This window comes from uncultured Fibrobacter sp., assembly GCF_947305105.1.
Classification (GTDB): domain Bacteria; phylum Fibrobacterota; class Fibrobacteria; order Fibrobacterales; family Fibrobacteraceae; genus Fibrobacter.
Map to the genome: position 1 here is coordinate 108194 of NZ_CAMZCS010000001.1, position 24928 is coordinate 133121.

The window sequence follows — 24928 nt, forward strand, 5'->3', positions numbered from 1 at the left end:
TATTTTAGCTTATATTAAAAGTAACGAAAAGTCCATTTTGTGCTCCTTGTAAAAACGGTCCTGTCCTTTTGGACAGGGCTGTTTCTTTTTATATCAAGATTTCCAGAGATATATTGCGCCCGTTTTATTTTTTGTGCTGTATTATATTATACTATACGATGTGTATAATATACGTTTAAAGTGTGATGCTTATTACAATTTTTATGTCAATTTTTACGTAAAAAGGCAATTTTTGTATAATATGTTATTGACGGACGTGTGAAATGAATATACATTTATGTATATGAAATCGGTACTTGAATACAAAGACTATCACCTCTTTATGCAGGATTATTACGACGAACGCAAGCGTCTCGGTGCGTTCTCGTGGCGCGAATTCTGCAAGAGTGCCGGCTTTACGTCTCCGAATTTTTTGAAACTCGTGTGCATGGGCCAGAGCAAACTTTCCAAGATCAAGGCACGTGCTGTGGCGCAGGCCATGAAACTCGTCGATTACGAGGAAGATTACTTTTGCGAACTCGTCACGTTCTGCAATGCCGAGAAGGATTCCGTCAAGAAGGATGCTCTCCTTGAAATGCAGAAAATCGCTCTGGAACACAAAGTGCGCGTCGTCGACGGCGAGGCCTTCCAGTATTATGAATCTTGGAAGTATCCGGTGTTGAGGGAACTTGTCCCGATGATGCCGGGGGCAACAGCCCGCGATATCGCCGAAGAATGCAAGGAGCACGTGTCGGCAGAAGAAGTTCACGACATCCTGAGTTTCTTGGTCAAGGCCGGATTCCTGAAAAAGGACGGCGAGAAGGTCTATTCGCAGACGGAACAGACTGTCATCGGCTCGAAGGAAGCATTGCCCATCGCGATCCGTTCTATGCACAGGGAAATGGCGAACATGGCGGTACGTGCTGTAGATCGCTATTCTCCGAACGAACGCTTTTTTACCGGGGTCACGCTCAGCGTAAACCAAGAAGCGAGCAACAGAATTGTCGAAGAAATCAACGCTTGCTGCAAAAAAGTGCTATCTATTGCAAATGAATACAAGGACCTGGACCAGGTCTGCCGAATCAATTTTCAGTTTTTCCCGGTAACGGAAAAGATCAAGGAGGTACGCCATGCTTAATAGAATGGTTTTCTCCATTAGCGCCCTTTCTTTTATTTTCATAATGGCCTGCTCCAGCGATAACGTGGCAGGAGGAACTATCGATCCCAACTCTATTGCGGAAATCAGCAGTTCCTCCGAAGGGGGTGGCGGAGCAAATGCGATTTCCTCCGATGTAGGGGATATCTCCAGCTCGTCCAAAAAGAATGATAGGGTTGAATCCAGTTCGTCTAATTTGCCGAACAAGGGTGTGACCAGTTCGTCCGAAAAGGTGGAGAAGGTCGAATCGAACTCGTCGAGTAGTGGACAGTATGACGATTCGTCGCTTGTTCCTGATCCTGTTTCGTCCAGCTCGCGTTCTCGGTCAAATAATGGTGACTTGCGGGACGGTGGGCAAAATGGCTTAGTGCCGCAACCGAATTCGTCTGATTGTTCCGAATGTGATGTCCTCGTGTCTTCGTCGGGGGGCAGCGGCCTTGTTGTCCATGCGGAAAATTTCAGTTTGCAGTGCAAAGAAGAAGCTGTCTATGGCGACGGGAATGCTCCTGATGATGCTCCACCTTCACCTTCGGCATCCTTCTATGTATATAATGAAGCCGAGGTGATTACGTTTGAAAATGTCTATTTCGATCTCCCTTGCAACAAGGAAAAACGAACCAAGTTCTTGAATGACCTTTATGAAAATGGCACAGACGTAAGCCTTGACGGTGATACGGTATTTGTCAATTTGCCGCAGACCGAAAGCATTAATTGCGGTTGTGTGGCAGAAGGTGGCTTTAGGCTTGACAAATATTATCCTGATATAAACTATGCAGTCTTTAATCAACAAAATGCAATTCAGTTATATGAAATGCACTATACGTTGGTCGAAGACATAGAAGGCCATAACTAAAGGAGGAAATCATGAAAAAGATACTTGCTTGCTGTGCGGCTCTGTCGCTTATGCTTATGGCTTGCGGGGATGAATCGTCTTCGACGGCTCCGATTGCCCTTGGGGAAGAATTGTCTGGTACGGAAGTCAGTTCTTCGGGGACTGAGGGCCCCGCGTCTTCGGGAGTGCCGAACTCTAGTGCAACGGCTCCGGAATCCAGTGCTGGCAAACCTGAATCTTCTAGTGCGGTTGTGCCCGAATCGGGTGCGGCAGGGAAATCTTCGTCTTCTGTTGCGGTGCCTAGCTCCGCTACGCCGGAAGCGGCGCCAATCCACCTGATGCTCACGGATGTCTACGGGATGTGCGATACCAAGAAAACGCAGAACCGTCCTGCCATTTCGTTGGATGCCGGATTGTATGCCGAAGACTTGGTTCCAGTCGCGGACACCCAGCCTGTAGCCTACAGGCATGACGAAGCAGATTCCATAGAATATACGGTACATATTACCTTGACGTGCGGCATTGTCTTGGATAGCTTGGATTTACTTGTAGAAGGGGATACAATCCATGCGAAAACCTTCTTTGATCGTAGCGGTGCAATGAGGTGCCTTTGCTCATCGGTCATTGAGTTCAAGGTAAAGAAAGAAGATTCGTTCCTGAATGCGCATGTACTTGTCTTGGACGACGAGAATATAATACCCATTCTTGAACGTAGCGGAGAATCCGGCACGAGCGAACCTCGGCCTCGCCAGTCAACATCGAGCGTTAAGGCCCAATGCAACCATAATGCGAATAATGCTACGAATGTCGTTTCAAATGCGGTAGAGTCTGAAGATACATCCACCTTTGTTATCGATGTGATTGAACGTGCCGAGCCTGCGGCCCGAAAGTATGTTGGCGAAGACAGCATGACGGTTGTCCTTGACAATGTGACGATGAGTTGTGGGTCGATTGTCGAGAGCGTTGATGTTACGGCTGCTGGCGATACGCTTGTTGTCAAGATAAATTTGGACCCGAATGCGCCTTTGGCAAATTGCATTTGCCCGACGCAAGTATCCTTTACAATAAAGAATGAAGCCGAGTTTACCAAGGCGACCTATGTCAATGGAGCTTTCTTCGATCCGATTCCCTTGCTGAGTGGAACATCCGGGGAATAACGATAACCAGACTTTGAAAATGGAGGCTGAGAATATGAAAAAGATTTTTGCTTTTTGTACAGCATTATCATTAATGTTGATTGCTTGCGGGGACGATTCGTCCTCGACGGCGCCTGTTCCCGTTGGTGCGGAATCTTCCCCTGCAATGGGGGTATCTTCGAGTTCCGGGGACCCTGCGTCTTCTGGTTTAGAGGAATCTTCTTCGTCTGCAACGTCAGCCTTGTCTAGTGGAACCGTGCCGGAATCGAGTGCGATAAATCCTGAATCGAGTGCTGTGGGGTCGTCATCAAGTTTCAATCCTGCTTCGAGTGCAACGGAATCTTCTTCGTCTGTCTTGAACAATTCCGTTCAGGTGGTCGCAATGGAAGGTGGTACGTGCATAGAGAATAAAACATCGGGCGACCCCATGAAGGACGCTGGCGCTGTTGGAGGGGACCAGGCGCTCCCGCCGATGGCCTATATAGAAGTTGCCGAGGATTCTGAATATGCAGCTGTTGTCGTTGAAAGAGTGAAGGTTGCTTGCAATCAGATAGGTGGCTTTGCAGGCATGATTGAACAACCTGCTCTTGACAGCCTCGAAATTTCGGTTGCGGGCGATACGCTCTACGTAAAGCCTTTGATTGGTGGTTCTGCGGGTACGGGATGTACCTGCCAGGCAAAATTCTTCTTCAGGGTGGGCGCAGAAAGTCCCTTTATGAACACAAGCCTCCTTGTTGTGAATGATCAACTGAATTTGGGCAACAGAATGCAAATCCACAATAAAACCGCTGAAAAAAAGGAAGAGCAAGAAAGAGCGGCTTTCCTGGAGAGAGGTTTTAAAGCGGGCCGTTGCGTTGCCGGCTTCGACGGTGTTCCTGTTGCAAACAAGCCTGCGCTTTTTAAAGATTCGGTGACCGTTCTGGTCAATGTGGAACTCCCCGAAGCCACCTTGTCAATCCACGATAATGGAGACAATGTCTTGATTCTCCAGAACGTAATGGACTATTGCGGTGTTAATGCGAAAATCTCCCAGGAGATGGTTGGCGATACGCTGTATCTGGAATATACAGATGTTGTGGATGTCACCGATTGCATGTGTACTTTTGATGAGTTCCGTTTCGCCATACCGGATGAAAACGTGAATGCCCGATATGCAAAGTTCAATGGCAAATTATATATGATTGTCCGTTCAATATCTTAATAAGGAATGTACACCTCTAAGAAAAGGGCGCTCCGTTTGGAGCGCCTGTTTTATGTTCTATGGATTGCTTCGGGGCTATATGCCCCTCGCAATGACACACTAGGCGAGCGGTCTCACTAGTACAGGAGCGCGAACACCATGCCGGGGCGGAAGTACTTACCGGCGGTGTACTTGAGCGCCGTGCTGTGGAGCAGCATGAACAGCGCGCTTGCTTCAACCTTGTTGGCCTTCGCGATGCTGCCGAATGCCTTGGTAAAGGCGGGCAGGTTGCGCGGGAGTTTCGGGCTGATGCGGCTGTCGGCAAGGAGGGCGCCCTTCTTCAGGAGTTCCTTGTGCATCTTGTCGGCGGCGGTGGCGCTGAGGTTAAATGCCTTCACGAGCGCTTCCGGGTGCAGGCGGCAGGAACCGTTGAATCCTTCCGGTGCGGCGAACGGGATGCGGGCTTCTTCGTAGAGGTTGCGGATCATGGAATCGCCCATGTCGGCAGCCTGCTTTTCGAGGCCGTGGTGCATCATGGCGCACATGATGCTGTACTGGATGCCAATCCACACGTCGTGAGCCTGGAAGTTGAATTCGTCGAGCGGAGAGCCGTCCTTGCGCACGAGGTTTGCAGCACCGATGAGCGGGCTGTTGGCCTTGTAGTTCGTGTTGAATACGCGGAGCAGGTTCGCCTTGGCCTTCTTTTCGTCGCTGATCGGCTTCAGGCCGAGGAGGCGGAGGTAGGTGTCGGCGAGCATCGTGTCGGCGAAGACGTCGTCGCAGTCGTTGGCGATCTTGGCGTTCCAGCTGGCGGTAAAGGCTTCCTTGCACTGGGCGGTGAGCCACGCCTTCTTGAGACCGCGGAGTTCGTTCTTCGAAAGTTCCACGTCGCTCGGAATTTCACCGGAGTTGAGCCATTCGTTGATGGCCTTGAGGGCGGCCTTCACGTCGCTGCCGTCGATGGCGAGCGTTTCCTTGATGGCGTCGGCGAGTTGCGGGAGCTTGTCAGCCACAACGTCCTTCGCTTCCATCGGGGTCACGAAGAAGTGGTAGTAGCCTTCGGCTTCGTCCCACAGGGCTTCGTCGAATTCCTTGTTGGCGGCATCGGCCTTGGCGTTCCATGTGTCTGCCTGCTGCTTGTCGCCGAGGATCTCGGCAATCTTGGCGGCGGCGCGGAGGCCTGCAATCCAGAGGCTACCGCAGTACACGGAAATGCCATGGCTGGAGAGGTTGTCGAACGTGTCGTCGGTACCGTGGGTGAGCGGGAAGTTTTCGCCTTCGTTCACCATCTTTTCGAGGTACTGCATGGCGGCGTAAACGGCTTCCTTGCAATCCTTCAGGTTTTCGATATCCTGCGTCTTTACGTAGTGGCGGAGAACCATCAACACATACTTCGGAGCGAGATCCTTCCATTCCTTCACGTTGTGCCAGTCGTAGGCATCGGGTTCAGCATCGAAGGGACTTCCGAGGTCGTGAATCACGGCGCCACGCACGGCGCGCGGGCCTTCAAGTTTCGGGTCCGGAAGGTCAGCGAACGGGTGGTTCACATATTCGTGGTGACGGCGACGGTTGTCGTTCACGGCGAGAATCGCATCGCCGAAGCGCTTCATGACCACGCCGTCGAGGCGCGGCATCAGAGCCATCAGGCTGAAGCTGCCGTAGAAGTAAACGTCGAGGGAGTTGAAGAACGGATAGTCGGCGCATTCGCGGACGAGGAAGCGGTCATCCTTGTCCCACACGGTGGCTTCGGCGAGGAAGCTGAGCGTGTTGATGGCGAGGCTCTTGAATTCGTCCTGCTTGGCAGCCGTCTTGTAAAGCTTGGCCACGGCCTTCTTCGGGACTAGAGCTTCGAATGCCTTGAGGCGTGCGTCCATGTTTTTGTCGGCGGCGAGGGCTTCTTCGAGGATAGCGCCCACGCGGCCATAGGCTTCGGGGAAGAACGTGGTGTACTTCTTGGCGGAAGTAAGCTTGTTCAGCTTGATTTCGGGGAAGTCGAGTACCAGGTTGAACTGGAAGCTGACCTTCTGCTTCGGCTTGAGAACCGCAGTAACGGCGACGGCACCGGCCATCGTTTCGCGGCCGCTGTAAACGTTCTTGACCCAGGCTTCGCAAACGCGACCGCTGCGGAGGGCGCCCTTCAGCACGGAGGCGGCGTCATCCTGGTAGAACATCGGCTTCACGGAAACGTTCAGGTTATCCTTCTTGTTCCAAGCGACAGACACGCCCATGCAACCATTGAAATCGCTTTCGGCGAGCGGCTTTTCGTTGTAGAATTCGAGACCGCGGACTTCGCGACCGTCCTTGGCCTGCTTGCTGAACTTCACGCCCTTCGGGAAACGTGCAGACGGAACGAGCACGAAGCTAGAATCCTGAACGCCTTGGCGGTCCTTCTTGGCCATGTAACCGGCGATGCAGTCCTGCACCTGCACGATCGTGATTTCGCGGGTTTCCTTGGTGGTATTTTCGAGAGTGAACACGGTAGCGTTCACCGGGAGGCTGGAGAGGCGTTCGTCACCCGGAGTCACGTAGCTGGACTGGGTCTTGGTAATCTGAACACCCTTGCCTTCGTACTTGGTTTCGCTCACGGGGTAGAGGGCGGCGTACTGCATCTTGGCGGCATCGTAACCGGCTTGGCCCAGGAATACATTGTCGTTTGCCCAAGCGGCGGTGAGGGCGCCCTGACGCACAACCTTTTCGCCCACGACACCGTTGAAGAAGTCGATGACGGCGCTGCGGTTGAGTTCGGCACCGGCCTTGTTCAGGAGGGCGGCGGTGCGGTCGCTCCATTCGATGTGCCAGCGTTCAAACGCGGCGGCATTGTTCTTGAAGAAATCCTTCTCGGCGATAGCCTTGTTGAGCTTGGCCTCGGCCTTCTTCTGGTTGGCCAGTTCGGCGGCGCTGAAGAGTGCTTCGCCCTTCGCGTCCACGAGCGGGTACTTGGCGAGCATCTGCGTGAAGCCGGCGAAGTCGCCGATTTCGAGCGCTGCCTTCGCGCCAATCACGGATTCGCGGAAGAAGAAGTTGTTGAAGCGGAGGTCAGAAGGCTTTTCGGTGCGGACCTGCACGCCCGGCATCACGTTCATCACGGGAGTGGTGCCCGCAGGCGTGGCGGTGAATGTCGAGCCGATACCGCCGACAGCAATACCCGTGGTAGAGGGAGTCGTAGAAAGCGGGGTGTACCAGGGCTGGATAAATTCCACGGCGAGGCCCGGGGTCATCAGCTTCTGGACGGAACCGGCCTGTTTGGCGCCGGCGAGGTATTCTTTAATGCTCATATTGAATTCCATGAATAGGGTTAAATTTTTCGGATAGAAAGGTAGTAAATCTAGGGGGTGCATGGCATTAAATGAGCTTTTTTTAATCTTTCTCCTGTACGCTCTGCTTGAAAAAGACTATCTTATGGGCATGACGAAACTGGTTGCACACATGATTCCCGGACTCCTGCTCATTGTGGTGTTCGCATTCCTGAAAAGTTTTGTAATTCCCGTAGAAATCACGGTCCAAGGTTGGTTCGTGTTCCTGACCGCTGCGGTTTTCATCTTTTCGGTTATTATTCCTTGCGTCATTTACTACCTCCGCACGCCTCCCGGAATTGACCATAAGTAATTGATTTTTCTATATTTGCGCCCATGTTTAAAATAGGCGTGATGGCTTCCGGTGGTGGAAGCAACTTTAAAGCGATTATTGACCGCATTGGCGAGGGCGACCTCGATGCCCAGTGCAAATTCCTCATTAGTAACAACGGGAACTGCGGTGCGATGGAGCATGCGCGGGCCTACGGGATTCCCGTGTACCATATTTCCGGCAAGACGCACCCGGATCCGGCTGCATACGAGTCGGCTATGCTCGACGTGTTGAACCTCTATAATGTGGATCTTTTGATTTTGGCGGGCTACATGAAGGCGCTTCCGCTTTGCATGTTGCAGAGGATGCCGAACCGCATTTTGAATATCCACCCGTCGCTGTTGCCCAAGTATGGTGGCAAGGGTTTCTGGGGCATTCACGTACACGAGGCCGTGATTGCCGCTCACGACACGGAATCAGGCGCGACGGTTCACCTGGTGAGCGAGGAAATCGACAAGGGTCGCATTCTTGCCCAGGCGAAGGTGCCCGTTTTGCCTGACGATACGCCGGAGGTGCTTGCCGCCCGCGTTCTCGAACAGGAACATAACTTGTACTGGAAGACCGTTAAGGAATACTCGGAGAAAATTGTAGAAAGTAAATAGTAGGCAGTAACTTCCTACTTCTAACTTCCTACTTCCTACTAACCACTAACCACCAACCACTAACCACTATTTTTCATGAAATTCAAACTGCCAGCATTTCTTGAAAATGTTTCCACTCCGGTGGAGGGGGAGGTGGCTTTGCGCAAATTCGCTGCAGACCCGGCGTCGGTGGGTTGCGTGGATTCGCTTGATCTTTTTGCGTCGGCTGCTGCGGATGCTAGCAAAAACGTAATCGTGGTGGGCATTGACGAGGTGGGGCGCGGTCCGCTTGCGGGCCCTGTGGTGGCATGTGCCGCTGTGCTTAAAGCTCCGGACATCATGCCCGAACTGAACGACTCGAAAAAACTCACTCGGCCCAAACGCGAGGCGATGTTCGAAGCCGTGAAGGAGGCGTGCGCCTGTTATGCGATTGCTAGTGCAAGTGTTGCCGAAATTGACGAGATGAATATTCTGGAAGCGGACTTTTTGGCGATGCGCCGCGCCCTGCAGGCATTGGGCCTGCCCGGCCTCCATGAAACCGCCCCCGAAATTCCCGTTGAAGTGAATGGCTCCTTCGCGGAAATTCTCGGCTCACCGCTCATAGCTCATAGCTCACTGCTCATCGCCGTTGACGGTAACCTCAAAATCCACGGCATCCCGGCTGAAATTCAAATGCCCATCGTCAAGGGCGATGGTCGCATCGCGAGCATCTCGGCGGCCTCTATCTTGGCCAAGGTTTTCCGTGACCGGTACATGGACAAACTCGAAGAAAAGTACCCAGGTTACGGCTTCGACAAACACGCCGGATACGGGACAAAAGCTCATCTGGACGCCATCCGCCGTTTAGGACAAACTCCGGAGCACCGCAAGTCGTTCCATCCAAAATCCCTTTAAGTTCTTTTGAACGGGAACTTCTTTTTTTCTGTTAAATAGTTTTTACGTCCTTTGGCGGGCAGATACGCTGTAGACGTTCTTTTTTTTCTTATTTCTGGTTTACAATTTGTTTTTTTTCTATTTTCCTAAACGGTAAATGGGGTGAAAGCCCTTGGTTTTTCCTTGCGGAGGTCTTTTTGAACAATTCTGTCCCTCTTCTCCAAATGGTGGCGCAGTCCGACATTGCGACCATCGTTGTCCTTTGCATCCTTGCCATCATGTCCTTCGGGTCTTGGGGCATCATGATTGTCAAATACTTCGAATACAAGAAAAACCAGCGCACCAATGCGGAATTTTTCCGCAAGTTCAGCACGGTTTCTCAGTTCGTGCAGCTCCAGGGGCTTTGCGAATCTGCCGACGATAGCGCGCTTCGCCGCCTCACCGCCGAAGTTCTTAAGGAAGCCTCCAAGTTCAGTAACTTCGTGAGTTACGACTCCATCCAGCACCGCGCTTCTCTCTTGGAAGATACCATCCAGCGCTCTATCGAAGGCCTGCGCCTCAACGAAGACAAGTACCTGAGTTTCCTCGCAACCAGTTCCAATTTGGCCCCGTTCTTCGGCCTCTTGGGTACGGTGTGGGGCATCATGGTAGCCTTTTTCCAGATTGGCCAGCACGGCTCGGCAGACTTGACTGTCGTGGCGCCGGGTATCGCTATGGCTCTTATTACGACGGTCGGTGGCCTCGTGGTCGCCATTCCGGCCTCTGCTGCATATAACTATTTCACATCCCGCAATAGCCAGAACGAAATTTCCTACTTCAACTTCGGTTCCCAGGTCTTGAGTCTCTTCAAACGCGGCGACTTGCTTGCCCTGGAAGAAGTTGCCGGCTAGGAGGGCCTTAAGTGAAGCGCAGTCGCGGAAAAGAACTCAAGCAGGAAATGAACCTTACGAACATGATCGATATCGTGTTCGCGATTCTCATTGTGTTCATTATCTCTGCCCCGCTCATGAGCCAGGGGGTCAAGGTGGACTTGCCCAAGGCCGAAGCCCCGACCATGGAGCAGGAAAAGCTTTTAAAGGTTTCCATTACCAAGAACGAGGAAATCTATATCGCCGATATGATGGTCGATTTTTCCAGTTTCAATAGCGTGTTCAAGTCGCTGTGGAATGGCGAGATGGCTGTAGTCATCAACTCCGACGAGGATGTTCACTATGGTCTCGTGATGAAGGTCGTGACTCAGGTCCAGAAACTTGGGGTGACCAAACTCGGGTTCCTTACGTTGAATCCTAAGGACAAACCGGGTAAATGAGAGAGAACAAGGAAAATATCCAGTATTTCTCCACGGGAGACGACGGGACAATCATAAAGATTGTCGTGTGTGCTGCGATATTCCATTTGGTCGTGGTGGCCATCTTTGCTGCCCTGCATTTTGTAGATTTCAAGCAGGAGCCCGAGATGATTCCTGTGTTCGAAATGGTGCAGGTACAACCGCCGACTCCGACGCCTCCCACGCCGAGGACGCAACAGCCTAAGCCCAAGCAGGAACCGCCCAAGCCCAAGGTGAACAAGGAACTCCCGCCCGAAATCAAACCTGAACCGGAGCAGAAGCCCGAGGAAGTACACGAGGAGGTGCCACCCGAGCCGGAACCAGAACCAGAGCCGGAGCCGGTGGACGATTTCCCGGTGGACGATTTGGACTTGCCGAAATCGATCGAAGCGCCGAGTTTGAATCCGGTCGGTTCTGTCGACATGGATCCTCTGATGCAGGTCTACCTGGAGAGGTTAAAGCAGATTATTATGAGCAATTTCAACCCGCCGAGCAATTTGAACATCCCGAGGGATGCAAAGACAACGGTGCAGTTCACTGTGGACCGTTTCGGTGGAATATCCGCTGTCGTGCTCAAGAAGTCGTCGGGTTACAAGACGTGGGATCATTTGTCCATGCGCGCGGTCCGTATTTCCAAGGTGCCGGAACTGCCGCCTAACTACCGTGCTCCGAGCCTGGTTCTCCATTTTAACTTTACCCCGAATTAGTGCCGAGGAGTGAGAGTAATATTTGATATGAAAAGAATCTTTGCTTTGCTTGCTTTCTTGATGTTTGCGGTGCCGAGCGCATTCGCGTCAATCGATACGATTGCCGTGGACGTGGGTATTTCCGTCTTCAAGACGATGCCGATAGGCGTGGTCCCGTTTGCAGAACCCAAGGGCCGTATTTCTTGGAGCGAAGAAAAACCGCACGAAATTGTGACTCGCGATGCGAACCTCTCCGGCCGTTTCGATGTTGTCGCTTCGGACAAGTTTAATTTGGCCCTGTTCAGCCGTAACCGCGCCAAGCACTACATCACGGGTAAGGCGACCGTGCTTTCCGATGGACGCGTTCAGCTGGATTGCTACTTGTATGTTTCGCAGACAAAGGATTTGCTCTTGGGCGAAACCTACAAGGTTCAACAGAGGGACATGCGCCGTGCCGTACACAACTTCTTTGACAAGGTGGTGAACCGCTTGTGGGGCGACCGCGGTGTGGCCTCGACAAAGATTGCCTACGTGTCCAAGATTGAGGGCGTGAAGCAGGTCGTGGTGGCCGATTACGATGGTTTCCACCGTTCCCAAATTACGCGCGACACATCCATCAGCATGATGCCTGTGTGGATGAAGGGTAACAAGGGCCTTGTCTACGTCAATTTCAAGACGCATCGCCCGCGCCTTTATTTCAAGACTTTCGGCGGTGTCGAAAATCCGCTGTTCCCGTTCCTGGACCAGACGTATAGCCCTGCGGTCAACCCGAAGACGGGTGAACTCCTGTTCTCTTCGACGGTCGACGGCAAGACGGATTTGTATATCGGCAACATGCAGACGGGCAAGGCCCGCAAGTTCGCCTATCTGAAGTCTAACCAGACGAGCCCTGCCTGGAGCCCGTTTGCGACAGAAGTCCTCTTTACTAGCGACCGTGGTGGTGGCCCGCAGATTTTCGTGATGGGTAAGGATGGCAGCGACATGCGCCGTGTTACCTTCATGGGCCGCTACAACGAACGCGCGAGTTGGTCTCCGACGGGGGACCGTATTGCCTACACGTCCATGGATAACGGACTCATGAACATTTACACCTGTGCTTTGGACGGCTCCGATATCACGCAGCTTACCTCCAATGCCGGGAATAACGAACATCCCACGTGGTCGCCTGATGGAAAGCTCATCGCTTTCAGCAGCAACCGCAACGGCAGCTACCAGATCTACATCATGCGCGCCGATGGTTCCAACGTCACCCGTATCACGAAGGGTGGCGAGAATACTGCGCCTACCTGGTCCTGGTTCTACGACGAAATTAACCCATAAATCCCCATAAACAAAGAAGGTCAAAAATGAAAAAAATGAAAATGCTCGTTCTCACCGCAAGCTTCGCTTGCCTCGCTCTTGCCGCATGCTCCAAGAATCCGCCTCCGGAGACGGAACCTGCTGCTGAAGATGCTCCGGCTGCCGAAGCCACGGCCACTGCCGCTCAGGCTAGCCCGAATGCGGACTCTCTCGCTGCAGAACAGGCTCGTCTTGAAGCTGAACGCCTTGAAGCCGAACGTGCTCGCCTCGAAGCGCTCATCAACCAGATTATGTCCGAAGACGTTTACTTCGACTTCGACCGTTCCGAACTGACCGAAAAGGCTAGGGAACTCCTTGCCCAGGTTGGCGAACTTCTCCTCAAGGAACAGCGCTTCACCATCACTATCGAAGGCCATACAGACGCTCGCGGTACGGAAGACTATAACTTCACTCTTGGTGCCAAGCGCGCTATGAAGGTGAAGGAATTCTTGATTGCTTACGGTGTGACTGCTGACCGCATGGAATCTGTGAGCTACGGTAAGGAAAACCCGAAGGTCGAAGGGACTACCGAGGAAGCCTATTCCCAGAACCGTCGCGCGAATTTCCGTGTGAACATTAAGTAATTCGAGGTATTTTTGAAAATGAAGTATTTGGCCCTAGGCCTAGTTTTCTCTGTACTTGCGCTTACGGGGTGCTCCCAGATTACGATGCTCCGTACGCAAGAAATGGAGAACGTGGGCGCCAACGTACAGTCAAATGTCATCGGGTCGGTAGATTCTTCCATGAAGTCTCTCGAGGACTCGCTCCGTCAACGTATCGATTCCCTGGAAGCGAAGTTGGCGCAGGCTGCCCTCTTGCAGAACCGCATGCAGGCGGAAATCACGATGCTGTCGCGTCGCGTCTCGGATGAGTCCGAACGCAATGATTCCCGTCAAGAGGAAGTCCTCTACCGTTTGGACATGTTGCTCGGCAAGTCCGACAAAATCCTTGCGAAGAAGGTGGTCGTGAGCGGCGCTCCGGCACCGGTATCCATGGATAGCGTGGAACGCGAGGCGGAAAAACTCGTGGAAGCCGAAGCGATGTTCAATACGGCGCGATCCGACTACCATCGTGGCGAATACAAGTTGGCGTATTCCGGGTTCAAGCAGGTTTATGAACAAATGAAAACCGGTGGGCTTGCCGAAAACTCGCTTTACTGGATGGGCCTTTGCTTGATTGATGCAAAGCAAGAGGATAAGGCCAAGAAGGTGTTCACAAGCCTCGCGGAAGCCTTCCCCGAAGGGGGCAAGGTATGCGCGACGATGTTCAAGTTGGCTCAGCTTTACGCTGCCGATAACGATGTCGAAAAGCAGAAACAGTACCTCCAGAAAATCTTGAGCAGCAAGACATGCGCCTCGACGGGCGAGTTTGAACAGTCTGCCGAGATTTTGCAGGAATTGTTGGAAAAGAACCCTGCGGAAATTAAACCGCGTAGTTACTAGTAAATTATTTGTGGATTTCGAATGGCTGATATTTTGATTCTGGGCTATGGCCCTGCAGGAATTTCCGCAGCACTCTATGGGCTCCGTGCGGGGCTGGATGTGCTGATTGTCGGTAAAGATGTAGGGGCGCTCGCCCGCGCACACATGATAGAGAACTACTATGGCTTGGAAAAACCGCTCAGTGGTCCCGAGCTTGCTGAAGTGGGTAAAAAACAGGCACTGGCCCTTGGCGCCAAAATCGTGGACGACGAAGTTACAGACCTTTTCTTCGATGGGAACGATTTTGTGGCAGGTGGCCTAAGTGGGGAATATCGTGGCAAGGCGTGTATCATGGCTACAGGATCTGCCCGCAAAAAACAACCTCTGCCTGGGATGGCGGAACTCGAAGGGCATGGCGTGAGCTATTGCGCCGTTTGCGATGCGTTCTTCTATAGACAAAAGAAGGTCGCAGTCTTGGGTTCTGGCGAGTATGCCCTGCACGAGGTATCGGAACTCTTGCCGATGGCATCATCCGTTACGTTGCTTACAAACGGGAGCGAAACAACGGCGACGTTCCCCGAAACAGTGACTGTAGAAACCCGCAAACTTGCCGGGCTTGTCGGCGAGGGCGCTTTTAAGGGCGTCCGCTTCGAAGATGGCTCAGAAGAATCCTTCGACGGCCTGTTTGTCGCACTGGGTAGCGCAAGCGCCACCGACCTTGCTCGCAAGGCCGGCGCGGCCTTTGACGGCGCGAACCCCGTGCTCGGCCCTGATTTCCAGACGACGGTTCCCGGGCTCTTTGCTGCGGGTGACTGCACCGGGGGTACGCTTCAGGTGGCTGTTGCCGTGGGCGAGGGCGCTGTGGCCGGGCTTGCTGCAATCAAGTACCTGCGTGAAAAGCGCAACGCCTCCGCGTAGCGCGCTCATGGCGAAGGGGCATCCTTGATTCGCCGACTGACACTTTTAACCAATCCGGACAAATGCAACATGCATTGTCCGCTTTGTTTTTTGGCCCAGCGCCAGGCGAAGTTTGGCCTGGGCGAAATGCCCTTCGCCACTGTGCGCGCGGCCATCGAGAACGCCTTGAAAGAGGGACTGCGCGAAGTCATCCCGAGCACGATGGGCGAGCCTCTACTTTATTCTCATTTTGCTGAACTGCTCGAACTATGCAAGGCGAGCGGAGTCCCCTTGAACCTCACGACAAACGGAAGTTTCCCTGGAGAGTGGGGGGCGGATGGGGGAATGCGCCACCTGTTGCATGCGTGCAGCGACATCAAGGTGAGCTGCATGGGATTTGACGATGCTGTTTTTTCGGAGATGATGCCCGGCGGAAATTTTTCGAAGTGGAAATCGAACGTGGAAAGGCTCGTTTCCTTGGCCCATACAGAGCGGGCCGCTGCTGGCGCCGAACCTGTAAGCACAATTTCGTTGCAGGTCACATTGCACAAGAAATTTGCTCCCATTGCTGGTGCGGTTCATTCTATTTTATATTGGGCGCAGTCTTTAGGAATCGACCGCATTAAATGGAATCCGGCGGTGTTTTTGAGTACGGCTCCCGATGAATTGGTTCGCCAATATGCCTTGGAACCGGACGAAATTCAAGCGTTGAAGTCTCAACTTGTACAATCGGCAAAGTCTTGCAAAGTCCGTTGCGAGGGGTCGCTCTTTTTTGAACCTGCACAAGAACCATGTGGGGAAGATTCGATTCCCTGCCCGTTTGTCGATGAATTGTGGGTGTTGCCGGACGGGAGTGTGCAGCATTGTCCGAATCCGGAGCGCCGTTATGGTAATCCGGCATCTCCTGCGGCTCGGTGTTCTCAGTGCTTGATGCGTTGCGCTCCGCGGAGCAAGTTCTGACGGCTAGCTTTGCGGCTCCTGCTCGTGGGGCTGCCCGTACATTTCCTCGATTTGTTCTGCGTACCGGGTCTCGGTGGCTTTCCTGCGGATTTTCAAGGTGGGTGTCAGGAGTCCAGATTCTATGGTGAGTTCGTCACCGATGAGCGTCCACCTGCGAATCTGTTCCCAGTGGTTCAACTTCTTGTTGATTTTCCCGATATGGCGGTTGATGGCTTCGCGGATGCGGTCGGATTGCATGGCCTTTTCGATTTCGAAATCTTCTTTGTGGACGCGAAGCAGGCGGCGAGCCCCTTCGGGGTTCAGGAATACCAGCGCCGAGACGAACTTGCGGTCGTTCGCGATGACGAGGGCCTGTTCCACCACGGGGTGGCGGCTGATTTCCAGTTCGATGGGGTTCGGGCTCACGTATTTGCCCGTACTCGTTTTTAAAAGTTCCTTGAGGCGGCCTGTCAGGGAGAGGAATCCGTTGTCGTCGATAAATCCCTGGTCGCCGGTGCGGAAGTATCCATCTGGCGTGAAGGCTTCGCTGTTCAGGTCAGGCCGGTTGTGGTACCCGGCAAAGACGCTGTCGCCTTTGACTAAAATTTCGTTGTTTTCCCCGATCTTGACGGAAAGGTGGTCAAGCGGCTTGCCTACGGAACCGACTGACTGGTTATTTTCGCAGTTGGCGCTTACGACGGGCGAACATTCGGTAAGGCCGTATCCTTCGTAGACCGGCAACCCGACGTTCAGCAAAAAGCGGCTGATACTCTTGTTGAGGGCGCTGCTGCCCGAAATAATCATCCTGAAATTGCCGCCGATGGCATCCCTCATCCTCTTGTACACGAGGCGGTCGTAGAAACGGCGCAACAGGCTCGGGCGCTTTTCGGGGTTCTCAATTTTGGCGATTTTCACGGCGCGCTTGATAATCCAGCTTTTGGGGCCGCGCGATTTGTCTGCTGCAATCGTGATGCTTTCGTAAACGCGTTCGAGGATTCTCGGTACGACAATCATGACCGTCGGCCGGATTTCTTTCATCAGGACGGCCGCATTTTTGGGGCTGTCGGCGAAGTAGATGGGAATCCCGTTCAAGATATAGTAGTACACTGCCATTCGCTCGAAAACATGCGCGACCGGGAGAATGGTCAGTGCGACATCCTTCTTGCGGTTCAGCGGGAACAGCGGCAGAATGTTCTGGATTTGCGAGAGCATGTTCCTGTGCGTGAGTTCGACTCCCTTGGGCCGACCGGTGGAACCGCTCGTGTAGATGATGCTGAAAAGGTCGTCCGGCGCGATGGAGAACACCTGCGTCTTGATCCAGAGGGCAGATTCCGGCTTGTCGATAACTTTGAGCCCGTCCATGATCAGGGTGTCCCAGTAAACTCCGTTGGGCGGGAGTTCGGTGCCCGTATCTAGCTGGATGATGGCCTTGAAGCGGGGGAGCAGGGCCTGTAACGGGGCGTCAAGTTGAGCGATGTTCTCGATGATGAGAACCTGCACGTTGGCGTCGTCGCACTGGAACTGGAAATTTTCGGAAGAAATGTTCGGGAACAGCGGCACCACCATGGCGTGGTTAATCTGTGTCGCGATGTCGGCTAGGAGCCAGTATACGGAACTGGGCGCGATGATGCCGATGCTTTCGCCAGCAATGATTCCGCGGTCCCTGAGGGCGAGCGCGATGGCGGTTGCGTCACGCCTCAGTTTAGACCTGGAAAAGTGGACCCATTGGTCGCCATTTCTCTGGAACCAGCCGCCGAAATCCGAGCGGTCGCAGTTTGTGAAAAACATCGAAGCGAGAGATGTAAACTGAAGCGGTTCCATGTAAATGAAAATAACATTCTAAACGGCTCATGGAACGAAAAAAAAGGAAATTTTTTCTACAAAAAAGTCCCAAAATACGAATTTCTCAAAGAATCGCCCCCTGTTGGAGTAAACAGTAGACGGTAGAAAGTAAATCCTCACAACTGATAACTCATAACTGATAACTGATAACTCACAACTGACAACTCACAACTCATAACTGACAACTCATAACTCACAACTGACAACTCACAACTGACAACTCACAACTCATAACTGATAACTGACAACTCACAACTGATAACTCACAACTGATAACTACTGCAAATCGCGCTGGAGGATTTCGCACTGCTCCTTTTTCCACTCTTCGAAGGTGTCGTCGGCGATGTGCCGCTTGGCTTCGCGCATCAGATGCAGATAGAAGTGCAGGTTGTGGATGCTCGCCAGCGTGAACCCGAGCGATTCCCCGGCGTGGTGCAGATGGCGCAGGTACGCGCGGCTGAAGTTACGGCAGCAGTAGCAGTCGCAGTTCGGGTCCACCGGCTTGTCGAATTCCTCGGCGTGGCGGGCCGCCTTGTAGCGCAGCACGCCTTCGCTCGTAAAGAGCATGCCGTTGCGGGCGTTACGGGTGGGCATCACGCAGTCGCACATGTCCACGCCGCGCTCGATGAGCTCCAGCAAATTCCACGGTGTGCCCACACCCATCACGTAGCGGGCGTGGTCTTGCGGCAGAATGTCGGTGCAGAAATCCGCAATCTCGTACATCGTCTCGGTGGGCTCGCCTACGGAGAGGCCTCCCATGGCAAATCCGTCGGGTTCCAGTTCCGCGATGCGTTCAATCGCCTGTTGACGCAGGTTCTTGTGCATGCCGCCCTGGATAATTCCGAAGAACTGCTGGTCGTAACCGTGGATGGGCGGGTGTTCCTTGAGCCAAGCAAGCGCCTCCGCGGTCCACTTGAGGGTGTAATTCAGGCTGTGTTCCGCTTCCTTTGCGGTACTCGGGTAAGGCGTACATTCGTCTAGCGCCATGATGATGTCGGCGCCGATTTCCCGCTGGGCGTTCATGACGCTTGCCGGGCTAAAGAAATGTTTTGAACCATCTAAAATGCTCCGGAATTCCACGCCTTCGGGCGTAATCTTGCGGAGGTCCTTCAAACTCCATACCTGGAATCCACCACTGTCCGTGAGCACCGGGCCGTCCCACGCCATGAACTTGTGGATGCCGCCCGCCTTCGCAATACGCGGGGTGGTGGGGCGCAAGTACAGGTGGTACGTGTTCGCGAGGATGATTTCCGCCTTGATGTCCTTGAGTTGGGCGGGCGTTACCGCTTTCACGGTCGCTTCAGTGCCTACCGGCATAAAAATGGGGGTGGTTACGTCGCCGTGGTCGGTGTGGACTACGCCCAGACGGGCCTTGGACTTCTTGGAGGTTTTCAGGAGCTCGAAACGATTCATGAATTTAGTGGTTAGTAAACAGTGGTTAGTAAACAGGGGGCTGAAAACGACGTTCAAAGAAAAATTTAGAAAAAATAACCAAAATCTCAAGAATTCCTAACCACCAACCACTAACCACCAACCACTAACCACCAACCACTAACCTGTTGTCAATTTATCCATGAATATTGTCGGTTCGCACTAAAAGTGGTCTTTTTTTGGGGATAGTTTAATAGTGGTGTTTGTATGGGTCCGGGAAAAACCGAGTGAATGGAGATGTTGTTATATGAAAAGATGGGAAAAAATGGCCCTTGCGGCTACTTTCGGGTTGGTAGCATCTGTTTTTGCAGACAACCCTATCTCAAATTATCACTTTCTGGCGGACCCGGCGGCGTTCGGCACAGATGATGAGTTCTTTATCCTCACGGATACGGACGATGAATGCCCCAATACGGGCGAAAACGATTATACCATCCGAGCCCTTTACATCCTCAGTTCTAAGGATATGAAGAACTGGACGGATCATGGTATGGTTCTCCGCTATAATCGTGAAGTCTCTTATATCCAGAACATTTGGGCTCCGGGTATTGCCGTTGACAGCGGCGTGTTCTACTTGATATACCCGAATGGCGGTAGTGGTGTGGGCATTGTGTCTTCCAAGAACGTGGCCGGCCCCTATATCGATCCGGTGGGTAAGCTCCTCGTGGGTAATGGTGGCGTTACGGACTGCGACGGCATCTCGTGGTGTTTTGACCCTGCCATTTTCATTGACTATGACGATGATGGGAACCGAAAGGCTTACATGACTTTTGGCGGTGGTAGTGGCGGAAGCCGCGGTTACGGCAACAACTTCGACTTGATTGAATTCAGCAAACTTACGCACGAGAAGGTGGAACTGAATACCTCTACGAAGACGGCGCTCAAGGGGGCTGACAAGTCCTTCGAAGCTTCTTATTTGCACAAGAGGAATGGCATCTACTACCTGAGTTACAACGACCAGAGCCAGAACATCAGCTATGCGACTTCCAAGAACATCAAGGGCCCCTATACCTACCAGGGCGTCGTGATCGACAACCCCTCGAAGATTAACGGCAAGGGCGGCAACAACCACCACGGCATTGCAAAGTTCAAGGACAAGTGGTATGCGGTTTATCATGACCGTCGCCTTGTGATGTCTTCTGAAAAGCCGAAGCTCACCAACGGGCAAGATGCTTCCACGACGGGTAACCACCGCAGCACGAGTATCGACGAATTGACTTGGAACGGCGACAAGATGAATACCGTGAAATTCACGGATGCGGGCCCGGCGCAGATTGCCGATTTCGACCCGTACCAGCCCTACAAGGCTATCACGAGTTCCAAGCAGCGTAACATCCGTAGCCGTACCGACTACACCAAGGGCCAGCCGGTGGTCCATGTGCTGACTCCGCTTGCCTCCAAGGAATCCTGGATTCGCGTGTCCGGTGTTGATTTCGGTGCGGGGGCCAAGTCTTTCCGCGTGACTGCCGCAAGCGTTGCTGACGGCAACAAGGTCGAAATCCATGCGGGTAGCGTTTCCGGTACGCTGGCTGGCACTTGCGAACTCAAGAATACAGGTGGCTGGAATTCTTACGAAGACAATGAATGTGAAGTCACTGGACTTTCCGGCGTTGTCGACCAGTTGTTCCTCGTGTTCAAGGGCTCCAAGGATTCGACTATGGGCTTGATTGAATGGGAATTCGCTGGCGAGGGTGGCTCTTCTTCGACTACGCAGACACCTCATGGCGGTGTTGCTGCAAAGATTCCGGGCAAGATTGAAGTGGAAAATTACGATGACGGCGGTACCCGTCACGCATACAACGATGCCGATGCGGAAAACCAGGGTGATGCCAATGTCCGCACGGACGAGGGCGTGGACTTGGTGGCCGGTGGCACTGGCGTCGCAGTCGGTTATACCAAGGCCGATGAATGGATTGAATTCACCGTCAACGTTGAAGAAGATGGCGAATATCCGATTAAGGCTTACGCTTCTTCCGGTGCCGAGAACTCCAGCTTCTGCTTCCTTGTGGATGGCAAGGCTGTGGGCGATACCGTGAAGATGCAGAAGACGGGCGAAGATTGGAGCGTTTACGAAGAAGTCTCTGCTGGCAAGGCTACGCTGACCAAGGGCCCGCACGAAATCCGCCTCGCCATTACGGGCGACAACGTGAACGTGGACTGGTTCTCCTTTGGCGAAGTCAAGGCGGAGCCGTCGGATCCGTTGAAAGTTGCTGGGCAGGCCAAGTTCCATTATAACGAACCGATGTCCTACCAGGTATTTAGTTTGACGGGAGCCATGCTTGGGACTGTTGATTTGACCCGCATGGATGCCCAGACTGCGCTTAAGGCTGCCGGGTTCAAGAAGGGCATCTACATGCTCAAGCAGGCTCAGGGTTCCAAGAAATTCCTGGTCAACACGACCAAGTAATCTTTACGTCCTTTTGTCTCCCCGCCCCGGACTCCGGTCCGGGGCTTTCCTGTTTTGAGGGAAAAAGAAAACCCGGCTTTTCAGCCGGGTTTCTTCTGCGGTCGGACAGACTTGAACTGTCATGGGATCGCTCCCACTAGCACCTCAAGCTAGCGTGTCTACCAATTCCACCACGACCGCGTGGTCCTTAGCGGAACGGAGACAAATTTAGTTTAAAAGGATGGCCTTGTAAAGGGGAGGGGGGGAATTTTTTTTGAAAAAAACAGGAAAAACAAATATTTAAGGCTTATTTAGAAATGATGCGGGATGGGACGCTCCCATTCTAGAGACGTTATCCAGTTTTCATTATACCTAATCGGATATCTCGCTATATGTAAGGATTTGCTAGGCTGTTCTTGCTTGAAACTCAACGCTATCAGCTATGAGCAATGAGGTGTGTGTATTTACTCATGGCTCATAGCTCACAGCTCGGCGACCAGCTTGTCGAACACCTGGCCACGGACTTTATAGTTCTTGAATAGGCCAAAGCTGGCGCAGGCGGGGCTCATGATGACCGTTCCGCCCTTGCCGATGGCAAGGCTGTCGGCAAACGCTTCTTCTAAAGTGGGGAAGATGTTCGCAGGAATCTGGAGCCCGGCCTGCTGGAGCGACTCAAGCATGCGTTGCGCGGTCGCGCCGATGAGCGCAATGCGCTTGAGGTTCGGGCGGTCGTTCACGAGGATTTTCGAAAGCTCGGTGAAGTCGGCGTTCTTCTCGGAGCCGCCGAGGATGAGCGCGAAGGGGCGCTTCATGCTCGCCGTGGCGGCGATCGTCGCGTCGGGGCGGGTGGCGTAGCTGTCGTTGTAGAACTCGATGCCGTTCTTTTCGCCCTTGAATTCCATGCGGAAGGGGAGCGTCTCGTAGCTCTTGAGGGCTTCGAAAGCGTCGGCAACCTTGATGCCCAGCGCCTTCACGGCGAGGGTCGCCGCCGCCATGTTCTCGAGCTGGTAGATGCCGCGTACCTTGCAGTCTGCAAGGAATAGCTTTTCGTCGTCGATGGCGAGGGTGGCGCCGTCGATAACGGCGTCTCCGTCGCCAAAGTTCGGCCCATCAGCGAGCGTGATGGCATACTTGGTCGTGGCCGGGCTCTCGGCGGCGATCTTCGCCGTCGGAGCTGCGTCTTTTAAAAAGACGCAGGTGCCGCTGCGTTTCTGCCAGCGCACAAGGTTCGCCTTTGCATCGCGGTACTCCTCGACACTCTTGTGCCAGTCCAGGTGTTCTGTCGAAACGCGCAGCACCACGGCCACGTCGGGCGACAGGGAAAGCGTCATCAGCTGGAAGCTCGAAAGCTCGAGGATGCTCACGCGGTCGTTCGGTTCGTTTTCTAGCAGATCAAGTGCCGGCACGCCGAAGTTGCCGCCAATCTCGTTGCTCACGCCGCATTTTGTAAGGATGTGGCTGATCATGCTCACGGTGGAACCCTTGCCGAGCGTACCCGTAACGCCTACAACTTTCTTTGATTTAGTTTGTTCTAAAAACAATTGAATCTGGCTCGTCATGAGCCCGCCGTTCATCTGGAACTTGAACAGTTCCTGGCTCATCGGGTACACGCCTGCCGAGCGTACCACGGTCACGCAGTCCTTGAGACCGTCCATGTAGTTGTCGCCGCTGAACGTCTTCACGTTTACGCCAGCGGGCACTTTCGGCAAACTGACCGGGTTCTTGTCCATCACGACAATGTCCTTGATTCCGTTACGGACAAGGTAGTTGAACGTGCTCTGGCCTTCGACGCCAAAGCCCAAAACGCCAACAGGGGCGACAATAGAATTCTGCATGATAAAAAACCTCGGGGGATAATATAGCAATGGGGCTCGAGGCTCGAGGCACGAGGCTCGGAGCCCTCTGCTAGCCTCTAGCCCCTAGATCCTAGCCTCTAAACAAAAATCCACCCCGCTTATTAGCAGGGCGGACTTCAATATGCGGTCGGACAGACTTGAACTGTCATGGGATCGCTCCCACTAGCACCTCAAGCTAGCGTGTCTACCAATTCCACCACGACCGCAGAACTTATCCCAGCGAAAAAACTGGGATGAAAGTTTTACTTGGCTTCTCCGGCCGGGACTTCGGTTGCCGGTGCCGGAGCTTCAGCTGCCGGAGCGGTGAAGTTACCCGGGAGTGCCGGTGCCGGAGCGTTCTGCTGCTGGGCAGCAGATTCGCGAGTAGCCTTCTGCATGGCAGATTCTTCCACGGTGCGGTCCTGCTTGGCCGTGATGAGGCCGAGGGCGAAAACCACGAGGAAGAAAACCACGGCGACGCCACGAGTCAGCTTCTGGATGAAGGTCGCAGCACCTGCGGTGGAGAATGCAGATTGAGAAGTCATGCCACCGAGACCTGCGAGGCCACCCATCTTGTCGTTCTGCATGAGAACGAGCAACATGAGGAACAAGCACAGGAAAACGTGAATGACGATCAGAATCCAAAAGAGAGTTGTCATGGTGACGATTCCTTGGTTGGTTGAAAATTACTTAGCTTCGGCAGCGTCGATGATTTCCTTGAAGGTGTTGGCCTTGAGACCTGCACCGCCAATGAGACCGCCGTCGATGTCCTTCTGGGCGAGGAGGCCGGCAGCGTTGGCGCCCTTCATGGAGCCACCGTACTGGATGCGCATGCCTTCGGCAACGGCTTCGCCGTAGATTTCCTTGACCACGGAGCGGACGTAGGCCTGAGTGTCCTGAGCCTGTTCGTCGGTGGCCGTCACGCCGGTACCGATAGCCCAGACCGGTTCGTAGGCGAGCACGCACTTGGCAGCGTCTTCGGCAGAGACGTCCTTGAAGGCGCCCTTGACCTGGAGGCCGAGAACTTCCTTGAGGATGCCGCCGTTGCGCTGGTCAAGAGTTTCACCGATGCAGATGATCGGCTTCAGACCGGCCTCGAGGGTCTTCTTGACCTTGAGGTTCACGGTTTCTTCCGTTTCGTGGAAGTACTGGCGCTGTTCGGAGTGACCGATGATGATGTATTCGGCACCGATTTCCTTGACCATGTCGACAGAAACCTTACCAGTGTATGCGCCCTGGTCCTTCCAGTGGATGTCCTGGATGGCGAGCTTCACGTTGGTACCCTTGACGACGTCGGCAACCTTGGCAGCGGCGAGGTAGGTCGGGGCGATGACGACTTCGGTCTTCTTCACGTCCTTGGCGGCTTCCACGATATCCTTAGCGAGCTGAACGGATTCGCTAACGGTCTTATTCATCTTCCAGTTACCAGCAATGATGTACTGACGCATAATTGACTCCTTGAGAG

22 protein-coding genes and 2 tRNA genes are annotated in these 24928 nt (G+C 53.4%); 16 read left to right on the plus strand and 8 right to left on the minus strand.

Annotated features, from left to right (window positions below; genetic code table 11):
- Positions 1-283: 283 nt before the first annotated feature.
- Genes Q0Y46_RS00475 through Q0Y46_RS00490 form a run of 4 tightly spaced genes read left to right on the plus strand, consistent with a single transcriptional unit; the run spans position 284 to position 4304 of the window.
- Complete coding sequence (locus Q0Y46_RS00475; RefSeq protein WP_297943654.1) at positions 284-1117, plus strand: TIGR02147 family protein; 834 nt, start codon at positions 284-286, stop codon at positions 1115-1117.
- Positions 1110-1988 carry a hypothetical protein gene (locus tag Q0Y46_RS00480; protein ID WP_297943657.1) on the plus strand — a complete coding sequence of 293 codons (879 nt, stop codon included), beginning with the start codon at positions 1110-1112 and terminating at the stop codon, positions 1986-1988. Before Q0Y46_RS00475 ends, Q0Y46_RS00480 begins: the two co-directional genes overlap by 8 nt.
- Positions 1989-1999: 11 nt before the next feature.
- Entirely contained in the window at positions 2000-3124 is a 1125-nt protein-coding gene (locus tag Q0Y46_RS00485) for a hypothetical protein (protein ID WP_295678445.1), read from the plus strand.
- Positions 3125-3158: 34 nt separating this feature from the next.
- A complete protein-coding gene (locus Q0Y46_RS00490) occupies positions 3159-4304 on the plus strand; it encodes a hypothetical protein (protein ID WP_295678446.1) in 1146 nt (381 codons plus the stop codon).
- A gap of 116 nt (positions 4305-4420) precedes the next feature.
- Here the strand turns inward: Q0Y46_RS00490 and Q0Y46_RS00495 are convergent, their stop codons facing one another.
- Positions 4421-7558, minus strand: a complete 3138-nt coding sequence (locus Q0Y46_RS00495) for a GH116 family glycosyl hydrolase (RefSeq protein WP_297943661.1) — start codon at positions 7556-7558, stop codon at positions 4421-4423.
- Positions 7559-7688: 130 nt separating this feature from the next.
- On the opposite strand from Q0Y46_RS00495, the gene Q0Y46_RS00500 reads away from it, so the two are divergent.
- The 11 genes from Q0Y46_RS00500 to Q0Y46_RS00550 all read left to right on the plus strand — a co-directional run bounded on the left by Q0Y46_RS00500 (position 7689) and on the right by Q0Y46_RS00550 (position 15990).
- On the plus strand, positions 7689-7889 hold the full coding sequence (locus tag Q0Y46_RS00500; RefSeq protein ID WP_295678448.1) for a hypothetical protein: 201 nt from the start codon (positions 7689-7691) through the stop codon (positions 7887-7889).
- Positions 7890-7912: 23 nt separating this feature from the next.
- The gene (purN, locus tag Q0Y46_RS00505; RefSeq protein ID WP_297943664.1) at positions 7913-8509 is read left to right on the plus strand and encodes a phosphoribosylglycinamide formyltransferase; all 597 of its coding nucleotides are present in this window, start codon (positions 7913-7915) and stop codon (positions 8507-8509) included.
- A gap of 75 nt (positions 8510-8584) precedes the next feature.
- The gene (locus Q0Y46_RS00510; protein ID WP_366522463.1) at positions 8585-9382 is read left to right on the plus strand and encodes a ribonuclease HII; all 798 of its coding nucleotides are present in this window, start codon (positions 8585-8587) and stop codon (positions 9380-9382) included.
- A 176-nt stretch (positions 9383-9558) separates the two neighbouring features.
- Positions 9559-10251 carry a MotA/TolQ/ExbB proton channel family protein gene (locus tag Q0Y46_RS00515; protein WP_295678451.1) on the plus strand — a complete coding sequence of 231 codons (693 nt, stop codon included), beginning with the start codon at positions 9559-9561 and terminating at the stop codon, positions 10249-10251.
- A gap of 11 nt (positions 10252-10262) precedes the next feature.
- A complete protein-coding gene (locus tag Q0Y46_RS00520) occupies positions 10263-10670 on the plus strand; it encodes a biopolymer transporter ExbD (protein WP_295678452.1) in 408 nt (135 codons plus the stop codon).
- A complete protein-coding gene (locus tag Q0Y46_RS00525; protein WP_297943672.1) occupies positions 10667-11395 on the plus strand; it encodes an energy transducer TonB in 729 nt (242 codons plus the stop codon). Before Q0Y46_RS00520 ends, Q0Y46_RS00525 begins: the two co-directional genes overlap by 4 nt.
- Before the next feature lie 27 nt (positions 11396-11422).
- A complete protein-coding gene (locus Q0Y46_RS00530) occupies positions 11423-12694 on the plus strand; it encodes a translocation protein TolB (RefSeq protein WP_295678455.1) in 1272 nt (423 codons plus the stop codon).
- Between the two features lie 26 nt (positions 12695-12720).
- Complete coding sequence (locus Q0Y46_RS00535; protein WP_295678456.1) at positions 12721-13296, plus strand: OmpA family protein; 576 nt, start codon at positions 12721-12723, stop codon at positions 13294-13296.
- 18 nt (positions 13297-13314) lie between these two features.
- Positions 13315-14154, plus strand: a complete 840-nt coding sequence (locus tag Q0Y46_RS00540; RefSeq protein WP_297943675.1) for a tetratricopeptide repeat protein — start codon at positions 13315-13317, stop codon at positions 14152-14154.
- A 21-nt stretch (positions 14155-14175) separates the two neighbouring features.
- Positions 14176-15051: an NAD(P)/FAD-dependent oxidoreductase gene (locus Q0Y46_RS00545; RefSeq protein WP_295678460.1), complete on the plus strand. Its 876-nt coding sequence runs from the start codon at positions 14176-14178 to the stop codon at positions 15049-15051.
- Positions 15052-15075: 24 nt separating this feature from the next.
- Positions 15076-15990, plus strand: coding sequence for a radical SAM protein (locus Q0Y46_RS00550; RefSeq protein WP_297943678.1), 915 nt, complete (start codon positions 15076-15078; stop codon positions 15988-15990).
- A 3-nt stretch (positions 15991-15993) separates the two neighbouring features.
- Here Q0Y46_RS00550 and Q0Y46_RS00555 read toward each other — a convergent pair whose 3' ends face one another.
- Together Q0Y46_RS00555 and tgt are read right to left on the minus strand one after the other, a co-directional pair.
- Complete coding sequence (locus Q0Y46_RS00555) at positions 15994-17790, minus strand: long-chain fatty acid--CoA ligase (RefSeq protein ID WP_297943682.1); 1797 nt, start codon at positions 17788-17790, stop codon at positions 15994-15996.
- 297 nt (positions 17791-18087) lie between these two features.
- Positions 18088-19224 (minus strand): tRNA guanosine(34) transglycosylase Tgt, encoded by a 1137-nt coding sequence (tgt, locus tag Q0Y46_RS00560; protein ID WP_297943685.1) that lies wholly within the window; start codon positions 19222-19224, stop codon positions 18088-18090.
- A gap of 265 nt (positions 19225-19489) precedes the next feature.
- Here tgt and Q0Y46_RS00565 point away from each other — a divergent pair, with 265 nt between their 5' ends.
- On the plus strand, positions 19490-21649 hold the full coding sequence (locus tag Q0Y46_RS00565) for a family 43 glycosylhydrolase (protein ID WP_297943688.1): 2160 nt from the start codon (positions 19490-19492) through the stop codon (positions 21647-21649).
- A gap of 96 nt (positions 21650-21745) precedes the next feature.
- Here Q0Y46_RS00565 and Q0Y46_RS00570 read toward each other — a convergent pair.
- The 5 genes from Q0Y46_RS00570 to tpiA form a co-directional block, all read right to left on the minus strand.
- Positions 21746-21829, minus strand: a tRNA-Leu gene (locus tag Q0Y46_RS00570).
- 281 nt (positions 21830-22110) lie between these two features.
- Positions 22111-23463, minus strand: coding sequence for a UDP-N-acetylmuramoyl-L-alanine--D-glutamate ligase (murD, locus tag Q0Y46_RS00575; RefSeq protein WP_297943691.1), 1353 nt, complete (start codon positions 23461-23463; stop codon positions 22111-22113).
- Positions 23464-23606: 143 nt separating this feature from the next.
- Positions 23607-23690: transfer RNA gene (locus tag Q0Y46_RS00580), tRNA-Leu, on the minus strand.
- Between the two features lie 36 nt (positions 23691-23726).
- Positions 23727-24122, minus strand: a complete 396-nt coding sequence (secG, locus tag Q0Y46_RS00585; protein WP_295678470.1) for a preprotein translocase subunit SecG — start codon at positions 24120-24122, stop codon at positions 23727-23729.
- A gap of 27 nt (positions 24123-24149) precedes the next feature.
- Positions 24150-24911, minus strand: coding sequence for a triose-phosphate isomerase (gene tpiA / locus Q0Y46_RS00590; protein WP_290958692.1), 762 nt, complete (start codon positions 24909-24911; stop codon positions 24150-24152).
- Positions 24912-24928: the final 17 nt, after the last annotated feature.